The following is an 18,153-nucleotide window of genomic DNA, read 5'->3' on the forward strand; positions in this document are numbered from 1 at the left end:
AGTCAGCATGAAGCGCAGAAACGTCCTTGCCGGCGGGGCAGCCGCCCTGACCGGCGCAGCCCTCGGCGGCGTCACCGCCGGCGCGGCCGAGGCATCCCCCGGCACCTCAGCAATGAACCCCACGGACGACCCCCTGAACCCGCCCGGCATCAGAGTCGCGGGCATTCGCATGGTCCCGGTCGTCGGCGGCAAGTACAAGGTCTGGACCAAGCGAATCGGGCACGGACCGGTCAAGGTACTGCTCCTGCACGGGGGCTCCGGCTTCGACTCCAGTTACCTCGAGGTGATGGAGTCCTTCCTCCCGCAAGCCGGGATCGAGATGTATTACTACGACCAGCTCGGCTGTGGCAACTCCGACAAACCCGACGACAAATCGCTGTGGACCGTCGAGCGCTACACCAACGAGGTCGAGGAGGTCCGCAAGGGCCTCGGGCTCGACAATGTCGTTGTCTTCGGCCACTCCTGGGGCGGAATGCTCGCCCTGGAGTACGCCCTCAAGTACCAGAAACACCTCAGTGGCCTGGTCGTGTCCAACATGTCGGCCAGCATGCAGTCGTTCGTCAAGTACGCCGCCGCGGCACGCGCAAAGATCCTCTCCCCCGAGGAATTGGAATACGTCCAGAAGGTGGAAGCGGCGCAGGACTTCACCGACGAGCGCTACCAGCACCTCATCAACGACGTCCTCTACACCCAGATCATCTGCCGCACCAGCCCCTGGCCCGAGCCGCTGACCCGAACCTTCAACACCATCAATGTGACCATTTACAACCAGATCTTCGGCGAGAACGAATTCGTCAACACCGGTAACGCCAAGAACTGGGATGTCTGGGATCGGCTGCACGAGATCCGGGTCCCTACCCTGAGCGTGGGCGCCCGCTTCGACGAGATGGACCCGGCCGACATGCGCCGCATCGCCGCCCTGGTTCAGAACGGCGAATCGGTTACCTGCAACCGCGGCAGCCACCTCGCCATGTACGACGAGCAGGAGTTCTACTTCAAACACCTCATCCGATTCCTGCGCGCCCGCGCCTGATCTATCGACGTGGGTGGCACGACGGCGCGTCGCCCAGCCGTTTCGGCCGGGCGACGCATGCCGGGTGATCTCAACTATGTACATTTTCTGAGGGAGTAACCGAATGGCAATCGAACATGGTGAGTACGTTCGCGATAACGCTTGGCAGGGCGCCCGGCGAAGACTGCATTTGCTGGAGGAGACCTACGACGTAGGTACCCGAGCGCGGCTGAACGCCCGCTCCCCTCTGATCTTGGCCGGCCGACCTGCTGAGCACATGGCGTCGCGCGGGGGCGGCAGCATCGTCCCGCTGGAGGGCGCAACCCGCCGTCGACTGCGATGTGCACGCCGGTCACGCAGGATGCGTCGTCGCTGGCCAGAAAGGCGATGACACCCGCGACGTCCGCGGGCTGCGCGGGGTGGCGCATCGCCATCCGTTCCAGGAAGTTTGTTGAGGACGTCCGTCCGTCCCAGGTGCGGAGCCGCCATGTCGGTAACAGCCAGCGACGGGTGTACGGCGTTGACCCGTAGCCCCTCGACCGCGTGGTCGAGGGCCATCACGTTCGTCAGATTGGTGACCGCACCCATCGATGTGTTGCAGGGCGACCAGAACCCAGTCCCCGCCGAGTCCTGACACCGACCCTACGTTCACGATCCAGCCGCCCACGGCGGGTGCGGTAGCGCGGCGCGGGAGCAGAAGAAGACACCGTCGACATTGGTCGCCAGGACCTGGCGCCACGTTGCGGCGTCGAGCTGCTCGACGGTCCCTAGTGTCCTGAGTCGTTAATTCGTATGCAGTGGCGAGCGACGGATTCAAGGATCTGGTCGGCGGTTTTGGTCCAGATGTAGGGTCGTGGTTGTCGTTCCAGGACTCGATCCAGGTGCGGATGTCGGTGTTGAGGGCGTGGACGCTGCGGTGGGTGCCTCGCTGGAGTTTCTTGATGGTCAGTTCACCGAACCAGCGCTCTACGAGGTTGAGCCAGGAGCTGCTGGTCAGGGTGAAGTGCAGCACGAAGCGTGGGTGGGCCAGCAGCCATCGCCGGACCGCCGGGGTCTTGTGGATTGAGGCGTTGTCGAGCACCACGTGCACGTCGAGGACGGCGGGGACTTCGCCGTCGAGTTTGACGAGGAACTTCTTGAACTCGATGGCTCGGTGCCGCGCGTGCAGCGAGCCGATCACTTCGCCGGTGGCCAAATCCATCGTGGCGTACAAGCTCGACGTGCCGGGCCGTACGTAGTCGTGGGTGGCGCGGGCCGGGGTGCCGGGCCGCATCGGTAGCACCGGGGCGGTGCGGTCGAGGGCCTGGATCTGAGACTTCTCGTCCACGCACAGCACGACGGCACGTTCCGGCGGGTTCAGGTACAGGCCGACGACGTCGCGGACCTTGTCGATGAACAAGGGATCTTTCGACAGTTTCCAGGTGTCCTAGCGGTGCGGCTGCAATCCGAATGCCCGCCAGATCCGCGACACCGCTGTCTGGCTCAGCCCGACCTGGGCGGCAAGCGAACGGGTCGACCAGTGCGTGGCATCTTTTGGCGTCGTTTCCAGAGTTGTGGTGATCACCCGTTCCACGTCGGCGTCCGCGATCGTGCGTGGCCGGCCCGGCCGCGGCTTGTCGATCAGGCCATCCAGCCGATCGGCCACGAACCTATTACGCCATTTACGGACGGTGTCGACCCCGATACCCAGCTCCGCCGCAATCTGCGTGTTGTTAAGCCCTGCGGCGGCCGACAGCACGATCCGGCATCTCACGGCCAGCCCGCTGGCCGTCTTCCTTCGCCTTGCCCAGGCCAGTAACTGCGACCGCTCGGCATCGGACAACAAGACAACAGAAGCGACCCGACCTGGCATCACCGCAGCCTCCAAACTACCAACGAATTAATGACTCAGGACACTAGCGCCGCGATGCCGGTGTTGAGGACGATCACGTCAAGCCGCCCGTGCTGTGCCGCCACCCCGTCGGTGATCGCGGTGATGGCCTCTTGGTCCGAGACGTCGCCGACCTCGACCATGCCTCGGCATTCGCAGCCGCCTGTTTCAGCGTCTCCATAGTCAGCCCGACAACAACCATCGTCGCGGCCTCGGCCACGAAACGCTGCGCTCCTTCGGTCACATCTGACGTCTGTTAAACGGATGAGCTGGCTGGAGCTTCACTCGCGTTTGCTTCCGATCGGCGCGGGCGAGGCGGACGGGCATCGACACGCTGCTGGTTGATTGCCGCGTACGCAGCCGGTCGGATCCTTCGCGGGCTCCGGCCGGGACACCGGCGCGATCGCCTGATCAGGCATACGCCGTTGTTGTTCTGTTGCCTGCCAGAAGCCGAGCTCAGCGGCAGCGAACTCTCGCATTCTCGGGTTTCTGTTGGGGCTTGCCCGATCCGAGACTAAAGACCCGGTGCCGGGGCGGGCACCGGGTCTATGTCGCCGTGGGTCGCGTTGTTCCGCTGCGGCGCGGCTCAGTCGTGTGGCGTGGGGGCGGTTTGGTATCGGATTGCGGGCGCGACCGGGGCTGGGTCAGGGGGCTGCAACCACCAGGGTCAGGCGTTGACCGGCTGCTTAGGCGGGAATGCGTGGCCTCGGGCGAGGATGACTAGGAGTACGGTCGGGACCATGAGTGCGATCGCTGCGATGCTGAGTGAGCTCGAGCCGTAGCCTGCCAGAAGTGCACCGCCGACCAGTCCGCCGAGACCGATTCCGAGGTTCCAGGTTGTGACCTGTAGCGACTGGGCCACGTCGGCGTGTTCTCCAGCTGCCCTCATCAGAGCTGTCTGCAGGACGGTGGCTGCTCCTCCGAACGAGAGTCCCCAGGCCGCGACGGTGGCGTAGTCGGCCACAAGGCTGGAGCTGGCGAAGGACAGCACGATCGCGGCTGCCGTGAACATCGCGGTGCCGATGATGGCCAGTCGGCGGTGGTGCCGGTCGATGAACAGGCCTGTGAGCCAGATGCTGACGATTGAGGCGATGCCGAAGGCGAGCAGGATCCACTGAACATGATTTTGCAGACCGGAGTCGGCGAGAATGGGGGCGATGTAGGTGTACAGGATGGTGTGGGCGAGCACGAAGGCTCCCGTTACCACCAGGACCAAGCGGATGCCCCGCAGCGTCAGGATCTTGTGCAGCGGAATCCGGTCCTCAGCTTTCTTGCCCGGGAAGTTGGGGAGCTTCCAGAGGGTCCAGAGCATCAGGACCGCGGTCAGCGCCGAGGCGAGGCCGAAGGTGAGCTGCCACCCGACCGCCTTGCCGAGATACGCTCCGACAGGCACGCCGAGGGACAGGGCGACTGGTGTGCCGGCGAAGGCGAACGACATCGCGCGGCCCTTGAGCGGGGGGCCGACCAGCTTTGCCGCGTACCCGCCGAGCAGGCTCCAGACGACGCCGGACGCTGCGCCGGCGATGAATCGGGCGGCCATCGTCACGGGGAAGTTGAGGGAGATGGCGGTGACGAGGTTTGCGATCACGAATCCGGCCAGCGCCACCAGGAGCAGGTGACGTCGTGGCCACGTCGCGGTGGCCAGCGCGACCGGGATCGCCGTCGCCATTGTTCCGATCGCGTAGATGGTTACTGTCTGACCGGCTACAGATTCCGAAACACCCAGCGCGTGACTCATCTGCGGCAGCACACCAGCCGGCAGTGCCTCGGTCAGGGTGGTGATCAATCCGGCGGTGAAAAGCGCGATCAGGGCCGGAAGCGGCAGACGTTCCGCAGACGATTTCTGCGGAACCTCCAGGTGCGTGGTGGACACGGTCATTCCCCATCTAGTTGCTGGTGTCGAGCCGCTACTGGCGCGGCGGCTCGGACATCGTCTAACCTTCACATTGATGTGAGGGGCAAACGTTTGTGAGGGAGGTCTCGTTGCGGATCAAAGAGTTGTCCGAGCGGGCGGACGTGTCGCCTCGACTCTTGCGTTACTACGAGGAGCAAGGCCTGCTCAGTCCCAGGCGCGAGGAGAACGGGTATCGCTACTACGACGAGGCCTTGGTCGAAAGGGTCGAGCAGATCCGCAGTCTGCTCCACGCAGGCCTGACCACGGAGATCATCAGGGAAGTGCTGCCCTGCTTGGCCGAAGCTGCGACCTGCAAGTATCCGGCCCCGGACTTCCTGAGCCGGGTTCGGCAGGAGCGCGACCGGATGGCCGAACGTCTCGAGTGCCTGACCAAGAATCTGAAGGCCATCGACGCCTACCTGAACGCCGTCACCGAGAAATAGCCCACAGCGGCGAAGCGTGTGCGGTCGCCCGGCACTCGTGGCTAGAGCCGGCCGGGTGACCGCACGGCCGGGTCAGCGCACGTTCTCGAAGAACCGTGCGCCGGGTGTGCCGAGACCGGTCACATCGTCGTACCCGGGCCGCGTGTGGATGGTCTGGGTCTGACTGGACGTTTTAGTAGTGTTAGGTGAGTTATCGGCGGGTTGAGAAAACGCGATCATGACCCTGGCTGGCCGATACGCCCGAATCAACCCTTTAGAGCCGACTCTGATATGAGTAGATCTGCGGGCTTCAATCCCTCGATCGTGTTTGATTAGCTTTCCGCCAGGAATCGACGGACCCGGCGTCCCCGCCGCCTGCCGGTACCACCGTATCCCCAGGTCATGACCGAACGACGTGCATATCCGTCCGACCTGTCCGACGCCCGCTGGGCCCTGATCGCACCCCGGCTGACCGCGTGGCGCCAGGCCCGCACCGACGCCCGTACCAGACTCGGGATCAAGGGCCGCACTCCCACCCACGACCTGCGCGAGATCTTCAACGCCATCCTCCACGTCAACCGCACCGGTATCGCCCGGCGTCACCTCCCGCACGACTTCCCTCCACACGCGACGGTCTACGGCTACTTCGCCCTATGGAGCAAGGAAGGGATCTTCACCGAACTGAACTATCAGCTCACCGGACTCGTCCGAGACCACCACGGCCGCACCATCGAGCCGACAGCATCCATCATGGACACCCAGAGCGTGAAAACCTCCACCAACGTCCCCCTCGGCACCCAAGGAACCGACGCCGGCAAAAACCGTCGGCCACAAACGCGGCATCATCACCGACACCCTCGGCCTGCTGCTCGCCGTGATCGTCACCGCCGCCTCGCCCGACGACTCACCGACGAAACAACCCCAACCTGGCGAGAACCACAAATCACATAACACCGCAAAATACGTTAATCAGACGTCCTCTGAAGTCAACCGTCATTTTCGTTCTGTTCGCGGGCGACTCGTGACACGGCGAGGCGCGACATCTCACCGATCGGCGTGAACGAATTGCCGACGCCGGCGTCTAGGTGTCAGAGAACGAGGTGGAGGCGAGCGGTGTCGGATGTTGTGCCACTCGACCCTGACGCGGGCGCCAGGCGGCGGCAGGAGATCCGTGTGATGTCGTCGCGGACCTCGCCATCTTCGGCAAAACCCGGCATCCGCTCGCGCTACTCGACCCCAGCCACTTCACGGAGGTAATCACGTCGTGACCACGCCCTCGCTGATTCCGACACTGCCCGGCCACTACTACACCGACCCGGCTGTCTTCGCCGTCGAGCAGGCCCACGTCTTCGAGCAGATGTGGTTCTGCGCAGTCCGTTCTTCCGACGTCCGGACGCCCGGGCAATTCAGGACGGTCCAGGTGGGCCGGGAGAGCATCCTGGTCACCCGGTCGTCGTCCGGCGACGCCCGCGCGTTCCTGAACGTCTGCCGGCACCGAGGAGCCCAGCTCTGCGCTGAGGCCGAAGGCGAGGTGAAACGTACTTTCCGGTGCATGTACCACGCGTGGGCGTACGACCTGGACGGCAGGCTGGTGGCTGCCCCTAATCTGGTCAAGATGCCGGACGTCGACCGTGTCGAGTACGGGCTGCGCGCGGTACATGTGCGCGAGTGGCTCGGTTACGTCTGGCTCTCGCTGGCCGCCGAGCCGCCGTCCTTCGAGGACGAGGTGATGGGTGCCTGCGTCGAGCGCCTCGGTGATCTGGAGTCGATCGAGCGCTACCGGTTGGATGAGCTGAGTGTCGGGCGCCGCATCCGCTACGACGTGGCCGCTAACTGGAAGTTGCTCGTCGAGAACTTCATGGAGTGCTACCACTGCTCGACCATCCACCCCGAGCTGACGCATGTCATCCCGGAGTTCGCCGCCGGGTATGCGGCGCAGTCCTTCGTTGGGCACGGCGCCGAGTTCGGTCCGGCGATCGAAGGATTCACGGTCGACGGCCGCCCCGGGGTCACGGCCATCGACACAATCGCCGAGGCGCAGGACCGCCGCTACTACGCGATCACGATCAAGCCGCAGGTCTTCATCAACCTAGTGCCCGACCACGTGATCCTTCACCGGATGTTCCCGCTGGCAGCTGACCGCACCATCGTCGAATGCGACTGGCTGTTCCGGCCCGACGTGGTGGCCGCCGGCACCGATTTGGATGCGTCGGTCGAGCTGTTCGACCGGGTCAACCGACAGGATTTCGAGGCCTGCGAACGCTGCCAGCCAGGCATGTCCTCGCGCGGCTACCGGGCAGGCGGGGTGTTGGTGCCCAGCGAGCACCACATCGGCGCCTTCCACGACTGGATCAAAGCCCGGATCGAGCGACTGGTCCGGTTTGGGCAAAGTGAATCCTGATGTATCAGCGTCGGTGGGTCGACACCGGGTCATGCTTGAACCCGGCGTCGACCCGCGCTCCGGTGAACCGTCGGGGTGTGTTCGACGACTTCTCGAGCAAGCGTGAAGTAGTGGTGAGTGCCGGACGTCGACGGCAGGTCAGCGGGATTCCGGGTTGTGCCACACCCAGTCAGGGCGTTCGTACAGCCGGGTCAGGCCGGCTCGGAGCATGTTCGACATTGACGGGTTATGCCCGCCGGGCAGCGGCTGAAATGCCTCGCCGGTCAGCCATCGGCATCCCGCGGCGCGACCGGCCTCGGCGCGAGCGGCGATCAGGGCCGACTGCACGCCTCGATTGCGATGACTCTCCAAGGTTCCGCCGGCGCTTGTCGCGGCTATGTCACCGTGGATGAAGAGGTTACCCCCGCCGACGATGGTGTCGCCGTCCCAGGCGGCAAAGGGACGGAAGTTCTCCTGGTGAACCGTGCCCGCGAGCATCTCGGCGGTTTCACCCAGTCCGAGAGTGCCGAAGACAACGGCGGACCATGCCGTCGCGTCCTCCGGTGCGACCGGGGCGATCCGCAGTGTGGTCCGTCCCTGGGGGTTGATGGCGTCGAGTGGTCCGGCAAACTTGACCATACTGGCTCCTCGCACGAGCCCGTGGTCGTCGGCGATGTAGTCCCAGTCTGCCGGCAGCAGTGCAGGTGCGAACTGGAGCGTCGCCTTGTCGATTTCCGCTGTGCGGAAGCGGTTGATGATCTGCTCGACCAGGTCCGCGGTGACAGGTCCGGGAAAGCCGAGGGCCTTGTTGAAGAAGTGACTCGGGTCGTTACGGGCGTACATGATCATCCCGCCGGCGATGCTGTCGGTCTCGATGCCGAGACGTCGACGCACGGACGGTGCCGCCTGGGCGCCATAGGCTCGCATAAATGTTGCTTCGGCGGTCTCGGTCTCGGCCTGGGTAGGTGCCGTTCCGTTGGAGCCCGGCGCCGGCGTCGCGGCCGGCACAGTTGCGGCGGTGGCTGCGTCCCTCATACGACGTTGCTGTGACACGTCGTGTCCCTTCGTTTGCGCGAAGTTCCGTTCGTGGGCCAGACGTCGTGGCGAGCGAGAAGTTGACGCCGCCGCTCGCTATTTATCTGTGATAATGCTCACTTTTGAAGGCGGTCGCGGTCCGCAATCTCTGGCGTTGGAGGCGATCGGCCGGTTCCGGGCGTTGACCGAGCCCGGCTACACGGCACCGGCGAGCCCCAGTGTGTGCGTTCGATCGGGGATCCCGGCCGGGTCTGGATCGATGGTGTCCTGGTCAGCGCCGTGCCCGGCCTGCTGGCCTCCTACGACCTGCCCCTTTCGGACAAGGCGCTGCAGAACCTGGACCGGACCGTCATCGAAGCCACCCGCCCTCAGGGATACGGGCCATCCTCGCCAACAGCCAGGACCAGGCGGTCATCGACCGGTTCGCCACCCGCGGACTACCCGACCACCACACAGATATGTCGTGATGCGGCTGCTGGGCGTCGCCGTCGCCCGCGAACGGCAGCAACGGCACCGCGAACAAACGCGGACAAGACGACTTGGGTGGCATTGCGCTCCCTTACCACAGCGCAGCGCACAGCACTGGACGACGGCATCCAACTCGTCCGCCAGGCGATCGGCGCGTTCGCTCTCGACCGGGTTCGGGTCTACTCCGCCTCCGAGCAAGTTCCGTGCTCGCACGGCTTCTACAGCCCGCTCAGCGGCGACGTTGCTGCGCACGCCGACATTCTGCTCAACCGGTTCCGGCTGCTGGGAACACCGCTGCACGAGGCCGCCCACCGCGTCACCCACCGCGGCAGCGGCCGATGGCTGCCCTCGCGTGATTACGCCGACCGGTGCCGCGGCTTCGAGTAGACCCTCACCGATTTCACCGCCCTGCTAGTGCAACACCTGACCGACGGCGGTCTGCCCGCCGCTCCCCCGCAAGTGAATAACACGATGCCGGAAACCGGGATACGCACGCGCGCGGCCGATGACCCGGCAGTGCCGCTCACCCGCCGCCGGCTGGCCGACCAGCTTCCCCGCATCTTGGCCACCGGCACGTACCGCTCCGCCAAGGACCTGCTCGCGTCCGCCGCAGTGAGCTACGACATCTGGCGGACTCTGACCAAAAGTGGCCGGTACTGCGCGTGGAGCGGCGGTCACGCCTGGAACTACGACAAGGTCGCCCTGATCGCCGAAGCCCTCGGTCTACACCCACCCGTCGTGTGGCTGGGCTACAACCTGTGCGAAGGTCCGCTACACGGCCGGCTCCGGGAGAAGTGGGGCCACCCCGGACCGTGGGGCAACCGCATCCGCGAGACGACCCTGCGCGCGTGTGCCGACCTGACACTGCTCGGCGGCGTCTACGCCGAGCAAACCTCCGCCCTCGAAGCCCTAACCAGCGGCCAGGTTCCGGTGACACCAGCAGCGTGTCGATGCCCGTTCGCCGCGCCCGCGCCGGCCTGGAGCAAACGTGACTGAAGCTTCAACCGGCACGCCCGTTAGTCAAGTGTCGGATGTGACCGCTGGAATAGTTCGTGGGCTACGGCCCCTGTCCTCGGGGACCAAGACCGGGAGAGCTGGATATCTCAAGCTTCCACGCGGACATTGGCTTGGACAACCGCTGTTGGTGGTTGCACCGGCAACAAGGTGACCGAGTACGTGACAGTGCAAGAAATCAACGGATCGGAGGATCCGGCAATGACAGCAATGACGGATGGACGCTTCGCCGGCAAGGTCGTGATCGTGACCGGGGGCGGTGCGGGAATCGGCGCGGCGACGGCGCGGCGTTTCGCGGCCGAGGGCGCGACGGTGGTTGTCGTCGGGCGGACCCAGGAGACGCTGAAGCAGACGGCTGCGAACGCCGAGGGTGTGGTCGAGGTCGCGGTCGGCGACGTCTCGGACCAAGAGGCCATCACCGCGATCATCGACGGCGTGGCGGCGCGGCACGGGCGAATCGACGTGCTCGTCAACAATGCGGCCATCGCGGCGCTCGGGACCGTCGAACAGCTCGACGCCGCGACGTGGCGCCAAGTCATGGCGACCAATGTCGACGGTGTCTTCTTCTGCTCCCGGGCCGGGCTGCCGCACCTGCGCGCCGTGGGCGGCTGCATCGTGAACGTAGGGTCGGTGTCCGGGCTCGGCGGGGACTGGGGTCTGGCCGCCTACAACACGTCGAAGGGCGCGGTCACCAATCTGACGAACGTGATGGCGCTCGACCATGCGGCCGAGGGCGTACGGGTCAACGCTGTGCACCCGTCGCTGACCGTCACCGAGATGGCGGCGCCCAACCTGGAACGGACGGAAGTCCTCAACGACTTCATGGAACGGATCGCGATGCGCCGCCCCGCCCAGCCCTCGGACGTCGCGGGTGTCATCGCGTTTCTGGCCAGCGACGACGCATCGTTCGTGACCGGCGCGCACATCGTGGTCGACGGCGGGCTCCGCGCCTCCAGCGGGCAGCCGAACATGCGCATCTCCTCGCTCTTGGGATGAGTCGAGGGCGCCCGTCCCCGTCTACCTCAAGCCGACGGCTGCCGTGTCGGGCTCGCTCAGCATCGCAGCGATCGCGCTCATGGTGCCGACCGCGCTCTTGGTAATCCTCGCCCGAGATCACGCGTTCCCGCCTCAGAAACCGGTCAGCGCCTGAAGCTGGTAGTAGCTGAAGCCCTCTGACCCAGAGCCAAAGCAAAGTCGGTTGGTCACTGGGTGGTTGCGTTGAGTAGCGGGGGATGACCATCTTGTTGGCGTGGTGTCGTTCCATGATCTGTTTGATGCGGGTATGGCCGGCGAGGCGGATCAGGGCGATGGCGAGGTTGCGTAGGGCGGCCATGGTGTGGGCGACGTTGCCGAGGTAGGCGTGGTGGGTGTCTTCGCCGAGGAGGACGTCACGGATCCAGTGGACGCGGTTTTCGATTCCCAGTGTCCGCGCACGTGGGCGGCGATCTCGGTTGCGGTGCAGGTCCGGCTGGTGACGCCGTGCAGGATGTGTTTGCTGCGGCGTTGGCAGTCGGGGGCGTAGGTGTCGCCGGGATGCGGAAGACTTGGGCGGCGCCGGGAAAGCTGACGCCGTCGGCGGGTGCGGTCCAGATGGTGCGGGCAGTGTCGTGGCTGGGGTGTGCGGCGTCGGCGGTGATCGTCATGCCGGTGATGTCGATCGGGTCGAGCAGGGCGGCGATCTGGGTGACCTCGGTGGTGTCGGCCGGGACCTGGATCTGGGCGACGACCACGGCGGTGTCGTGGCGCATCGCGGAGAACAGTTGCACGTACAGGCCGGTCGTAGTGCCGGGGCGGGTGTTGCGGACGGTTTTGCCGTCCAGGGCCAGTCCGATGCCGGCGTGGGCGTCGAGCAGGGTGTTCAGCCAGATCCAGATCAGCCGGTCCCATGACGGCGGCGTCGATAGCCTCGCTCAGAGGGCACAGAGTGTCACGGCCGGGTGGGATCCGGATGCCCAGGACCGGCTGCCGGCGCGCCCCCGCGGCTTCGAGCAGGGCTTCCGGGAGTTCCGCCACCCGGTCGGCGGCCTGCCGGAAGTCACGGGCTCCGCACAACAGGGCCATGGTCAGGACCGTCAGCACCGCGGCGAGGGGATGCCGGATACCCTTCGGCTTACGCGGATCGCTGACCTGCGCGAACACTACGGCCAGCGCGGTGACCCGGCCGAGGTCGACCTCCCCAGCCTTGTTGGTGACGACATCGGTGACCGCATGCGAGACTGACACGAGCGGCCTTTCTGGTAGACGACGGTCAGCGAAGAGAACCGCCATCGTCTACTAAGGAAGGCCGCGTCCGTACCTGCGCTCATCAGGAACAACGAAGATCAACCAACTTTGCTTTGGCTCTGCCCCCTGATCCCGACCCAAACGCGCTCGCAGCCTCACACCAAACTGCATCCACGCCAGCACAGCTGAGCCGTTTTCCTGCTCACCGAGTTCTTTCAGGTCATCCAGGACGCCCGCCCATCGGAGGCGTATCTACGGAGAAATGCCATGGACGCCGTCACCGATCGTGGTCGGCCGCCGGCCGGTCTGATCGGGGACTGGGCCGACAGTCTGCGGCACAGTGTCTCCCCCGGCGTGCTGATCCTCGCGGCTCGGCCGGGTAGCCACCTGTTGGGCCGAGCCGCCAGACGATAGTGACCGTCAACCCCGTGAGCGCCTCCGCCGCGGGCTCTTCGTCCCGGCGAAGGCGTGCGCCGCGTCGCCGACCAGCACGGTCAGGATCGCACGCCCATAGTCGCCCAGCCACGCCGTCCAGGCCTGACCTCGCCCGCCTGGCGCGACGAAATACCAGCAGATCTGCCCGAGGAAGCCTTTCCCCGCGAATGCGGGCTCACCCGGCTCGGGACGACGGAGTCGATGCCGTCGGCGCCGACGGCATCGACTCCGTCGTACGTTCCCGCCTCGGTGACGCCCCGCCGAAGCGAACATCGGAGGAGCCGACCCCCTCGGGCAATAGCTGGTTCGGCAACGAGTTGCCAGCGGGATCAGTGAACCAGCGTGCTGATCCAGCCGCCGTCTACGCTCAGGAGTTGGCCGGTGACGAACGAGCTGGCCGGCGACGCGAAGAACAGGACGGCCTGGGCGATGTCCTCGGGTTCGCCCAGGCGACCCAGGGCGTACTGCGCGGTCAGCGTTTTCCTCAATTCGGGGTCGGCGAAGATGGGCGCCGACATGTCGGTGTTGGTCACGGCAGGACGGACAGCGTTGACGCGCACGCCCTTCGGGCCCCACTCGGCGGCCATCGCGATTGTCATTCCGTCGACCGCTGCCTTCGTGGTCCCGTACAAGGTCTGGTTGGCGATGGCCCGATCGCTGCCGATGACCGATGAGACGTTGACGATGCTGCCGCCCCCGCGCGACGCCATGTGCTCAGCAGCTCGGCCGGCCAAGATCAGAGGGGAGCGGGTGTTCAGCCGCCACAGGTCGTCCGCCTCGGCCTCGGTGAGTTCTTGACTTTGGGTGAAATTGAGAGCACCCACGTTGTTCACCAGGATGTCTAGATGGCCCAGGCTGGCGAGGGCAGCGTCGAAGAGGCGCTCCGTCTCACCGTCCCGTGACAGGTCGGCGGGGATAATCGCGGCGCCGTCCTTGAGGCTGTCGGCGATCTTACGCAGCGACTCCTCCGACCGGCCGGTCAGCGCGAGCCGGGCACCGGCAGCGGCGAACAAATTGGCGACGCTCGCGCCGACGCCGCGTCCACCACCGGTGATCAGAACGGTACGGCCAGCCAGCGGGTGAGTCGGTAGTCCTTCGTTCACTTTCTTCTGCTCCTCAATGAGTTGGTTCGGGGTGGGCGGCGGTAGGCGCCGTACCACCAGATGTGCCCGAGTTCGCGGGCGAACGCGGCGTCGCCGCCGCCGTCGTCGACTTCGATATGTCTGGCGATGGCCTGTCCCCCACCCCAGACGATCACCCGGCTCGCCGCAGCCGCGTCCAGGTCAGCCGGGGTCTTTCCCGAGTGCTGCTGCTCGACCAGTGTGCTGAGCACGGCCTGGTCGAAGCCCTCCAGATCGGCGGTGTAGAAATCGCGCACCGTCTGTTCGTAGCTCGCGACCTCCCGCAGCGCCGCCAGCATCAGGCCTTTCCTGCGGTGCAGAGCGATGACGTCGGCGAAGAAGCGGGTGTATCGGTCGGCGCCGTCCTCGCCTGCTGTGGGGTCCCATCCCTGGGCCATCTCGAGCAGCCGCTGCCGCAAATCGGCGGTCAACCGCACGATCAGGTCGGTCTTGTCCCGGAAATGCGCGTAGAAGGTCGCCCGGGAGACGCCCGCCTCGGCCAGGATCTGCTGCACCGAGATGTCGGTGTAGCGCTCGCCGCGCTCGATCAGGCGTTCCGTCGCGGCCAGGACTCGGGTCACGATCGTCGGCGTCTCGGCGTCCGCCTTAGCTCGCCGAGTGAACGAGGCCATCGATCTCGACCAAAACGTCAGCGAACTCGGCGGGATTCGACCAGAACGGCGCGTGGTTGCCGGGCACGCGGAACACCCGGTCGGCGCGGGCGGCCATCTGCTCGGCGATCGTCCCGGTCAGGGAGATGTCATCCGACGGGATGACATAGCTGTTGGGCACCTCGCGCCAGCCGACCCGAGTCACTGTCTCGAAATCGGCGCGGGCGCTCTGGGGAAGCAGCCGCGCGATCGCTGCGGCGGTCTCGGGGTTGGTCGGGTCGCCGTCGTAGAAGGCGAGGGGCAGGTTCAGGTCCGGGTTCTCGGCGGGGCGCAGGCCACCCAGCGAGTCCGGCGTCGGCACGCCGTGCGTGCCGAACATGCTTTCCCCGGTGTCGAGCATGTAGGCGGCGACGTAGACGACGTGAACGACCCCAGACTCTGCGGTGATCGCCTCGGTAACGGGTACCCCCGCGTAGGAGTGGGCCACTACGACGACGGGACCGGGGATCTCGGTGATCGCCTCCCGGATGACCTGGGCATCGTCGTACATGCTCGGATAAGGCTCGCCGGACGACGCGTCCGTCACCGCGGTCGGCAGCGTCACCGTGTGGGTGGCAAGACCACGCTCCGCCATAACTTTCTGCAAAGGGCCCCAAACCCACTCGCCATGGTGGCCACCGGGCACGAACAGAAAAATCGCGTTGCTCATGAAGGCTACTCCGAAGCTGGGGAAATCGAGCAGGACCCGAGTGTACGACGCGTCTATACATGATGTTTAGCCGTGGCCTGGAATTGGGATGTAACTTCGATCACGGCTTCAGAAAATAGCGTCACACCGAGGCGCGCGGGAAGCGCGAGACAACATCGGATCCACTGACGAAAGTTCATCGGCGAAAACTGAACATCGATGTCGAACCTGCGTCTGTAAACACGACTATGTCGAGAATGCCATTCTGCGAAAGCGACAAGTGCCTTCAGAAGACAACAACGACGGCGCAGCCGGCGTCGCAACACTGCTGATGCTTGCCGTCGGGCTGGCTTAGATACCCCGCTGACCGGCCTAGGCATAGTGAAAGTGGCTCTTTGAACCTGAGCAGGGTGCGCTGATCGGTCTGCCCCGGAGATAAGGGCTCACAGCCCTTCGGTGATCATCTGAGCGTCTAGATCGGATAGTCACAAGTAAAGAGCTGCGAGCATGGTCAACGATACGACCCGGCTGCTGGGCCTGGATGGCCTGATCGCCGAGCGGGTCGAGCTGCACCCGGACGGTTCCCCCGTCGTCCACCTATCCACCAACGATGAACAGGCACGATGCTGCGCGCAGTGCGGGATCCGGGGCACCCGGGTCAAGGGCTGGGTGCTCACCCGGCCGCGGGATCTGCCGGTAGCCGGACGCACCACCCGGTTGCGGTGGTGTAAACGCCGCTGGCATTGCGACCAGCCCGGATGCCCGCGCATGTCGTTTACCGAGCAGGTGCCACAGGTCCCCGCGCGGGCCCGGATCACCGTCCGGTTACGGCAGGCGTCCGGCGCGGCGGTCGCCGACGGTAACCGCACGATCGTGCAGGCCGCCCGTGACCTGGGCATGTCCTGGCCGGTCGTCGCGGCCGCGTTCATCGCGCACGCCGCGGCGGTGCTGCCGGCCGAACCCGAACCGGCCAGCGTGCTGGGCATCGACGAGGTCCGCCGGGGCAAGCCCCGCTGGAGCTTCGACGAGGTCACGCAGTCGTGGACCACCACCGTCGACCGCTGGCACGTCGGCTTCTGCGATCTGGCCGGTGGGCAAGGGCTGCTCGCGCAGGTCGAAGGCCGGACCGGTAAGGCGGTGACAGACTGCTCACCCAGCGCCGCGCCGTCTGGCTTCAACAGGTCCAGGCCGTCGCGATCGACATGTGCACCGTGTTCAAAGCCGCCGTCCGCGAGGCAGTGCCCCACGCGACGCTGATCGTGGACCACTTCCACATCGTCCAACTGGCCAACCGGGCCGTCACCGAGGTCCGCCCCCGCATGACGATGACCCACCGCGGCCGCCGCAGCCGGGCCACCGACCCGGAATGGCAGCAACGCAACCGGCTGACCAGGTCAGTCTCCCGCATGCGCGGCGAACCCGTCGATCGACTGACCGACACCCTGGAAAGCCTTCCCACCAAGATCGGCGCACCGATCCTGACCGCCCAGAACGCCAAAGAAGACCTGCTCGACCTGCCCGCCCTCGCCCGCACCCACCCGAACCGGGAGACCGCCGCCCGGCTGCTGCACCGGTTCTACACCCGGTGCGCCGACTCTGACCTGCTCGAACTCCACCGGCCCGCCACCACGATCGAGACCTGGTGGCCCGAGGTCCTCGCGTTCCTGCACACCGGTATCACCAACGCCAGCTCAGAAGGCACCAACCGTGTCATCAAAACCGTCGACCACGACGCCTACGGCTTCCGCAACCCGAAAACCAACGCCTCCGCACCCACGCGCCCACCACCCGCAGCCATCGCGGACACCTCAACCCCGCTTAGCTTCGAAGAGCCGTGAAAGTGCGGTCGAAACTCGCGGAGACTGATCAACGGGAGACTCGATCAATGGAGTCAAACTTCACGAGCCGCCGGTGTCGATGGTCGCGGGCACAGCCAGACGTTGGCTCGGTCAGCAGTGGACAGCATCTGGCAGAGGCCCTCCCCCACTCCCCTCAAGCCCCGGGGCTGCCTCGGTCGTTGAGCACCGCGCCGGAAATCCCGCACTCGATGCAAACGAGTTGCGAAGGCGGACATTCAGGCCAAGGTCCTTTTTGTTCTTAGCATCACCTCGCCCATCCATCGCACTGTCAAAGTCCGTAAGACAAATGGCAGGGCCCGACAGAAGGGTGAGGTTTGATGAAACGTCGTAGTTTTACGAGACTGGCGCTGGCATCGGGTGCAGTGGCGGCAACCGGCTTTGGAATGATGAAACCCGCGGAGGCAGGTACTAGCGCTCTTCGGAACATCGTTCTGGTGCACGGCGCGTACGCCGACGGGTCGAGCTGGTCCGAGGTGATCCCACGGTTGCAGGCTTGCGGCCTCTCGGTGACGTCGGCGCAGAATCCGCTGACATCACTTGCCGATGACGTCGCCGCCGTCCGACGGATCCTTGATCTCCAGACCGGGCCCACATTGCTCGTCGGGCATTCCTGGGCCGGAACAGTGATCTGCGAGTCAGGCACACATCCCCAGGTGGCCGCGCTGGGGTTCGTCTCCGCCCGCGGACCGGACGCCGGCGAGGATTACGGTGCGCTGGCCGGCCAGTTCCCGACCCCTCCGGCGAGCGCTGGCGTCGTGCGTCAGGGAGGCTTCGCCTGGCTGGGGGAGGAAGCCTTCCTCCACGACTTCGCCAACGGAGTGGACAGAAACCGTGCTCGCGTGCTGTACGCCGTCCAGGGCCGCATCGCCGACTCCCTGTTCGCCTCGCGGACGACAGTCGCGGCCTGGCGGTCACGTCCGACCTCCTACCTGGTGACAAGCCAGGACCGAACCACGGCGCCGGAGTTGCAGCGATTCGTGGCCCGCCGGATGGGCGCGCGGACGACCGAAATCGCGGCCGGGCACCTCTCGATGATCAGCCATCCCGTCGATGTCACCAACTTCATCCTGGAAGCCGCGCGCCGCGGCGCCCCGAAGTAGGCGATCGCTGAGGGTGGCGCC

Annotated in this window: 15 protein-coding genes and 3 pseudogenes; 9 read left to right on the top strand and 9 right to left on the bottom strand. The window is 65.8% G+C overall.

The features are described 5' to 3' along the window. Positions 1–7: 7 nt before the first annotated feature. The gene (locus EER30_RS21345) at positions 8–1,033 is read left to right on the top strand and encodes a proline iminopeptidase-family hydrolase (RefSeq protein ID WP_127502283.1); all 1,026 of its coding nucleotides are present in this window, start codon (positions 8–10) and stop codon (positions 1,031–1,033) included. Positions 1,034–1,107: 74 nt separating this feature from the next. Here EER30_RS21345 and EER30_RS49975 read toward each other — a convergent pair whose 3' ends face one another. The 4 genes and pseudogenes from EER30_RS49975 to EER30_RS21360 form a co-directional block, all read right to left on the bottom strand. Next, positions 1,108–1,446 (bottom strand): SDR family oxidoreductase, encoded by a 339-nt coding sequence (locus EER30_RS49975; RefSeq protein WP_127502284.1) that lies wholly within the window; start codon positions 1,444–1,446, stop codon positions 1,108–1,110. 333 nt (positions 1,447–1,779) lie between these two features. Further along, a pseudogene (locus tag EER30_RS21355) lies at positions 1,780–2,864 on the bottom strand (IS630 family transposase). Between the two features lie 35 nt (positions 2,865–2,899). Beyond that, positions 2,900–3,025, bottom strand: coding sequence for a hypothetical protein (locus tag EER30_RS49420; RefSeq protein WP_255436757.1), 126 nt, complete (start codon positions 3,023–3,025; stop codon positions 2,900–2,902). A 524-nt stretch (positions 3,026–3,549) separates the two neighbouring features. Then, positions 3,550–4,755, bottom strand: coding sequence for an MFS transporter (locus EER30_RS21360; RefSeq protein ID WP_205650341.1), 1,206 nt, complete (start codon positions 4,753–4,755; stop codon positions 3,550–3,552). A gap of 110 nt (positions 4,756–4,865) precedes the next feature. On the opposite strand from EER30_RS21360, the gene EER30_RS21365 reads away from it, so the two are divergent. The 3 genes and pseudogenes from EER30_RS21365 (at position 4,866) to EER30_RS21375 (ending at position 7,599) form a co-directional block, all read left to right on the top strand. Then, positions 4,866–5,219, top strand: a complete 354-nt coding sequence (locus EER30_RS21365; RefSeq protein ID WP_127502286.1) for a MerR family transcriptional regulator — start codon at positions 4,866–4,868, stop codon at positions 5,217–5,219. A gap of 381 nt (positions 5,220–5,600) precedes the next feature. Continuing rightward, positions 5,601–6,090: pseudogene (locus tag EER30_RS21370) on the top strand (transposase); the annotation flags it as partial. Positions 6,091–6,462: 372 nt separating this feature from the next. Then, entirely contained in the window at positions 6,463–7,599 is a 1,137-nt protein-coding gene (locus EER30_RS21375) for an aromatic ring-hydroxylating oxygenase subunit alpha (RefSeq protein WP_240670208.1), read from the top strand. Positions 7,600–7,737: 138 nt separating this feature from the next. On the opposite strand, the gene EER30_RS21380 is transcribed toward EER30_RS21375, so the two are convergent. Continuing rightward, entirely contained in the window at positions 7,738–8,631 is an 894-nt protein-coding gene (locus tag EER30_RS21380) for a GNAT family N-acetyltransferase (protein ID WP_127502287.1), read from the bottom strand. A 525-nt stretch (positions 8,632–9,156) separates the two neighbouring features. On the opposite strand from EER30_RS21380, the gene EER30_RS21385 reads away from it, so the two are divergent. The 3 genes from EER30_RS21385 to budC all read left to right on the top strand — a co-directional run bounded on the left by EER30_RS21385 (position 9,157) and on the right by budC (position 11,091). Further along, the gene (locus tag EER30_RS21385; RefSeq protein ID WP_127502288.1) at positions 9,157–9,468 is read left to right on the top strand and encodes a hypothetical protein; all 312 of its coding nucleotides are present in this window, start codon (positions 9,157–9,159) and stop codon (positions 9,466–9,468) included. 27 nt (positions 9,469–9,495) lie between these two features. Beyond that, positions 9,496–10,077, top strand: a complete 582-nt coding sequence (locus tag EER30_RS21390) for a hypothetical protein (protein ID WP_127502289.1) — start codon at positions 9,496–9,498, stop codon at positions 10,075–10,077. Positions 10,078–10,296: 219 nt separating this feature from the next. Continuing rightward, complete coding sequence (budC, locus tag EER30_RS21395) at positions 10,297–11,091, top strand: meso-2,3-butanediol dehydrogenase (RefSeq protein ID WP_205650342.1); 795 nt, start codon at positions 10,297–10,299, stop codon at positions 11,089–11,091. Positions 11,092–11,394: 303 nt separating this feature from the next. Here the strand turns inward: budC and EER30_RS49980 are convergent, their stop codons facing one another. The 4 genes from EER30_RS49980 to EER30_RS21415 all read right to left on the bottom strand — a co-directional run bounded on the left by EER30_RS49980 (position 11,395) and on the right by EER30_RS21415 (position 15,194). Then, the gene (locus tag EER30_RS49980; RefSeq protein WP_127502290.1) at positions 11,395–12,363 is read right to left on the bottom strand and encodes a transposase family protein; all 969 of its coding nucleotides are present in this window, start codon (positions 12,361–12,363) and stop codon (positions 11,395–11,397) included. Between the two features lie 719 nt (positions 12,364–13,082). Then, the gene (locus EER30_RS21405; RefSeq protein WP_164842429.1) at positions 13,083–13,913 is read right to left on the bottom strand and encodes a glucose 1-dehydrogenase; all 831 of its coding nucleotides are present in this window, start codon (positions 13,911–13,913) and stop codon (positions 13,083–13,085) included. After that, positions 13,853–14,506, bottom strand: a complete 654-nt coding sequence (locus EER30_RS21410; protein WP_127502292.1) for a TetR/AcrR family transcriptional regulator — start codon at positions 14,504–14,506, stop codon at positions 13,853–13,855. The genes EER30_RS21405 and EER30_RS21410 overlap by 61 nt, the downstream gene beginning before the upstream one ends. Further along, the gene (locus tag EER30_RS21415) at positions 14,481–15,194 is read right to left on the bottom strand and encodes an alpha/beta hydrolase (RefSeq protein ID WP_127502293.1); all 714 of its coding nucleotides are present in this window, start codon (positions 15,192–15,194) and stop codon (positions 14,481–14,483) included. The genes EER30_RS21410 and EER30_RS21415 overlap by 26 nt, the downstream gene beginning before the upstream one ends. Before the next feature lie 486 nt (positions 15,195–15,680). Here EER30_RS21415 and EER30_RS49985 point away from each other — a divergent pair. Together EER30_RS49985 and EER30_RS21425 are read left to right on the top strand one after the other, a co-directional pair. Next, positions 15,681–16,995 (top strand): annotated as a pseudogene (locus tag EER30_RS49985) (ISL3 family transposase). A 354-nt stretch (positions 16,996–17,349) separates the two neighbouring features. Continuing rightward, a complete protein-coding gene (locus EER30_RS21425) occupies positions 17,350–18,132 on the top strand; it encodes an alpha/beta fold hydrolase (protein ID WP_127502294.1) in 783 nt (260 codons plus the stop codon). Positions 18,133–18,153: the final 21 nt, after the last annotated feature.

Source organism: Actinoplanes solisilvae, from assembly GCF_003999975.1.
In the GTDB taxonomy this organism is placed as follows: Bacteria; Actinomycetota; Actinomycetes; order Mycobacteriales; family Micromonosporaceae; genus Actinoplanes; species Actinoplanes solisilvae.

What these genes read in the sequence shown, in the direction of transcription:
- EER30_RS21345 (WP_127502283.1), top strand. Translation starts at nt 8, where the DNA reads ATGAAGCGCAGAAACGTCCTTGCCGGCGGGGCAGCCGCCCTGACCGGC.
- EER30_RS49420 (WP_255436757.1), bottom strand. Translation starts at nt 3,025, where the DNA reads ATGGTCGAGGTCGGCGACGTCTCGGACCAAGAGGCCATCACCGCGATC.
- EER30_RS49975 (WP_127502284.1), bottom strand. Translation starts at nt 1,446, where the DNA reads ATGGCGATGCGCCACCCCGCGCAGCCCGCGGACGTCGCGGGTGTCATC.
- EER30_RS21425 (WP_127502294.1), top strand. Translation starts at nt 17,350, where the DNA reads ATGAAACGTCGTAGTTTTACGAGACTGGCGCTGGCATCGGGTGCAGTG.
- EER30_RS49980 (WP_127502290.1), bottom strand. Translation starts at nt 12,363, where the DNA reads ATGGCGGTTCTCTTCGCTGACCGTCGTCTACCAGAAAGGCCGCTCGTG.
- EER30_RS21410 (WP_127502292.1), bottom strand. Translation starts at nt 14,506, where the DNA reads ATGGCCTCGTTCACTCGGCGAGCTAAGGCGGACGCCGAGACGCCGACG.
- budC (WP_205650342.1), top strand. Translation starts at nt 10,297, where the DNA reads ATGACAGCAATGACGGATGGACGCTTCGCCGGCAAGGTCGTGATCGTG.
- EER30_RS21415 (WP_127502293.1), bottom strand. Translation starts at nt 15,194, where the DNA reads ATGAGCAACGCGATTTTTCTGTTCGTGCCCGGTGGCCACCATGGCGAG.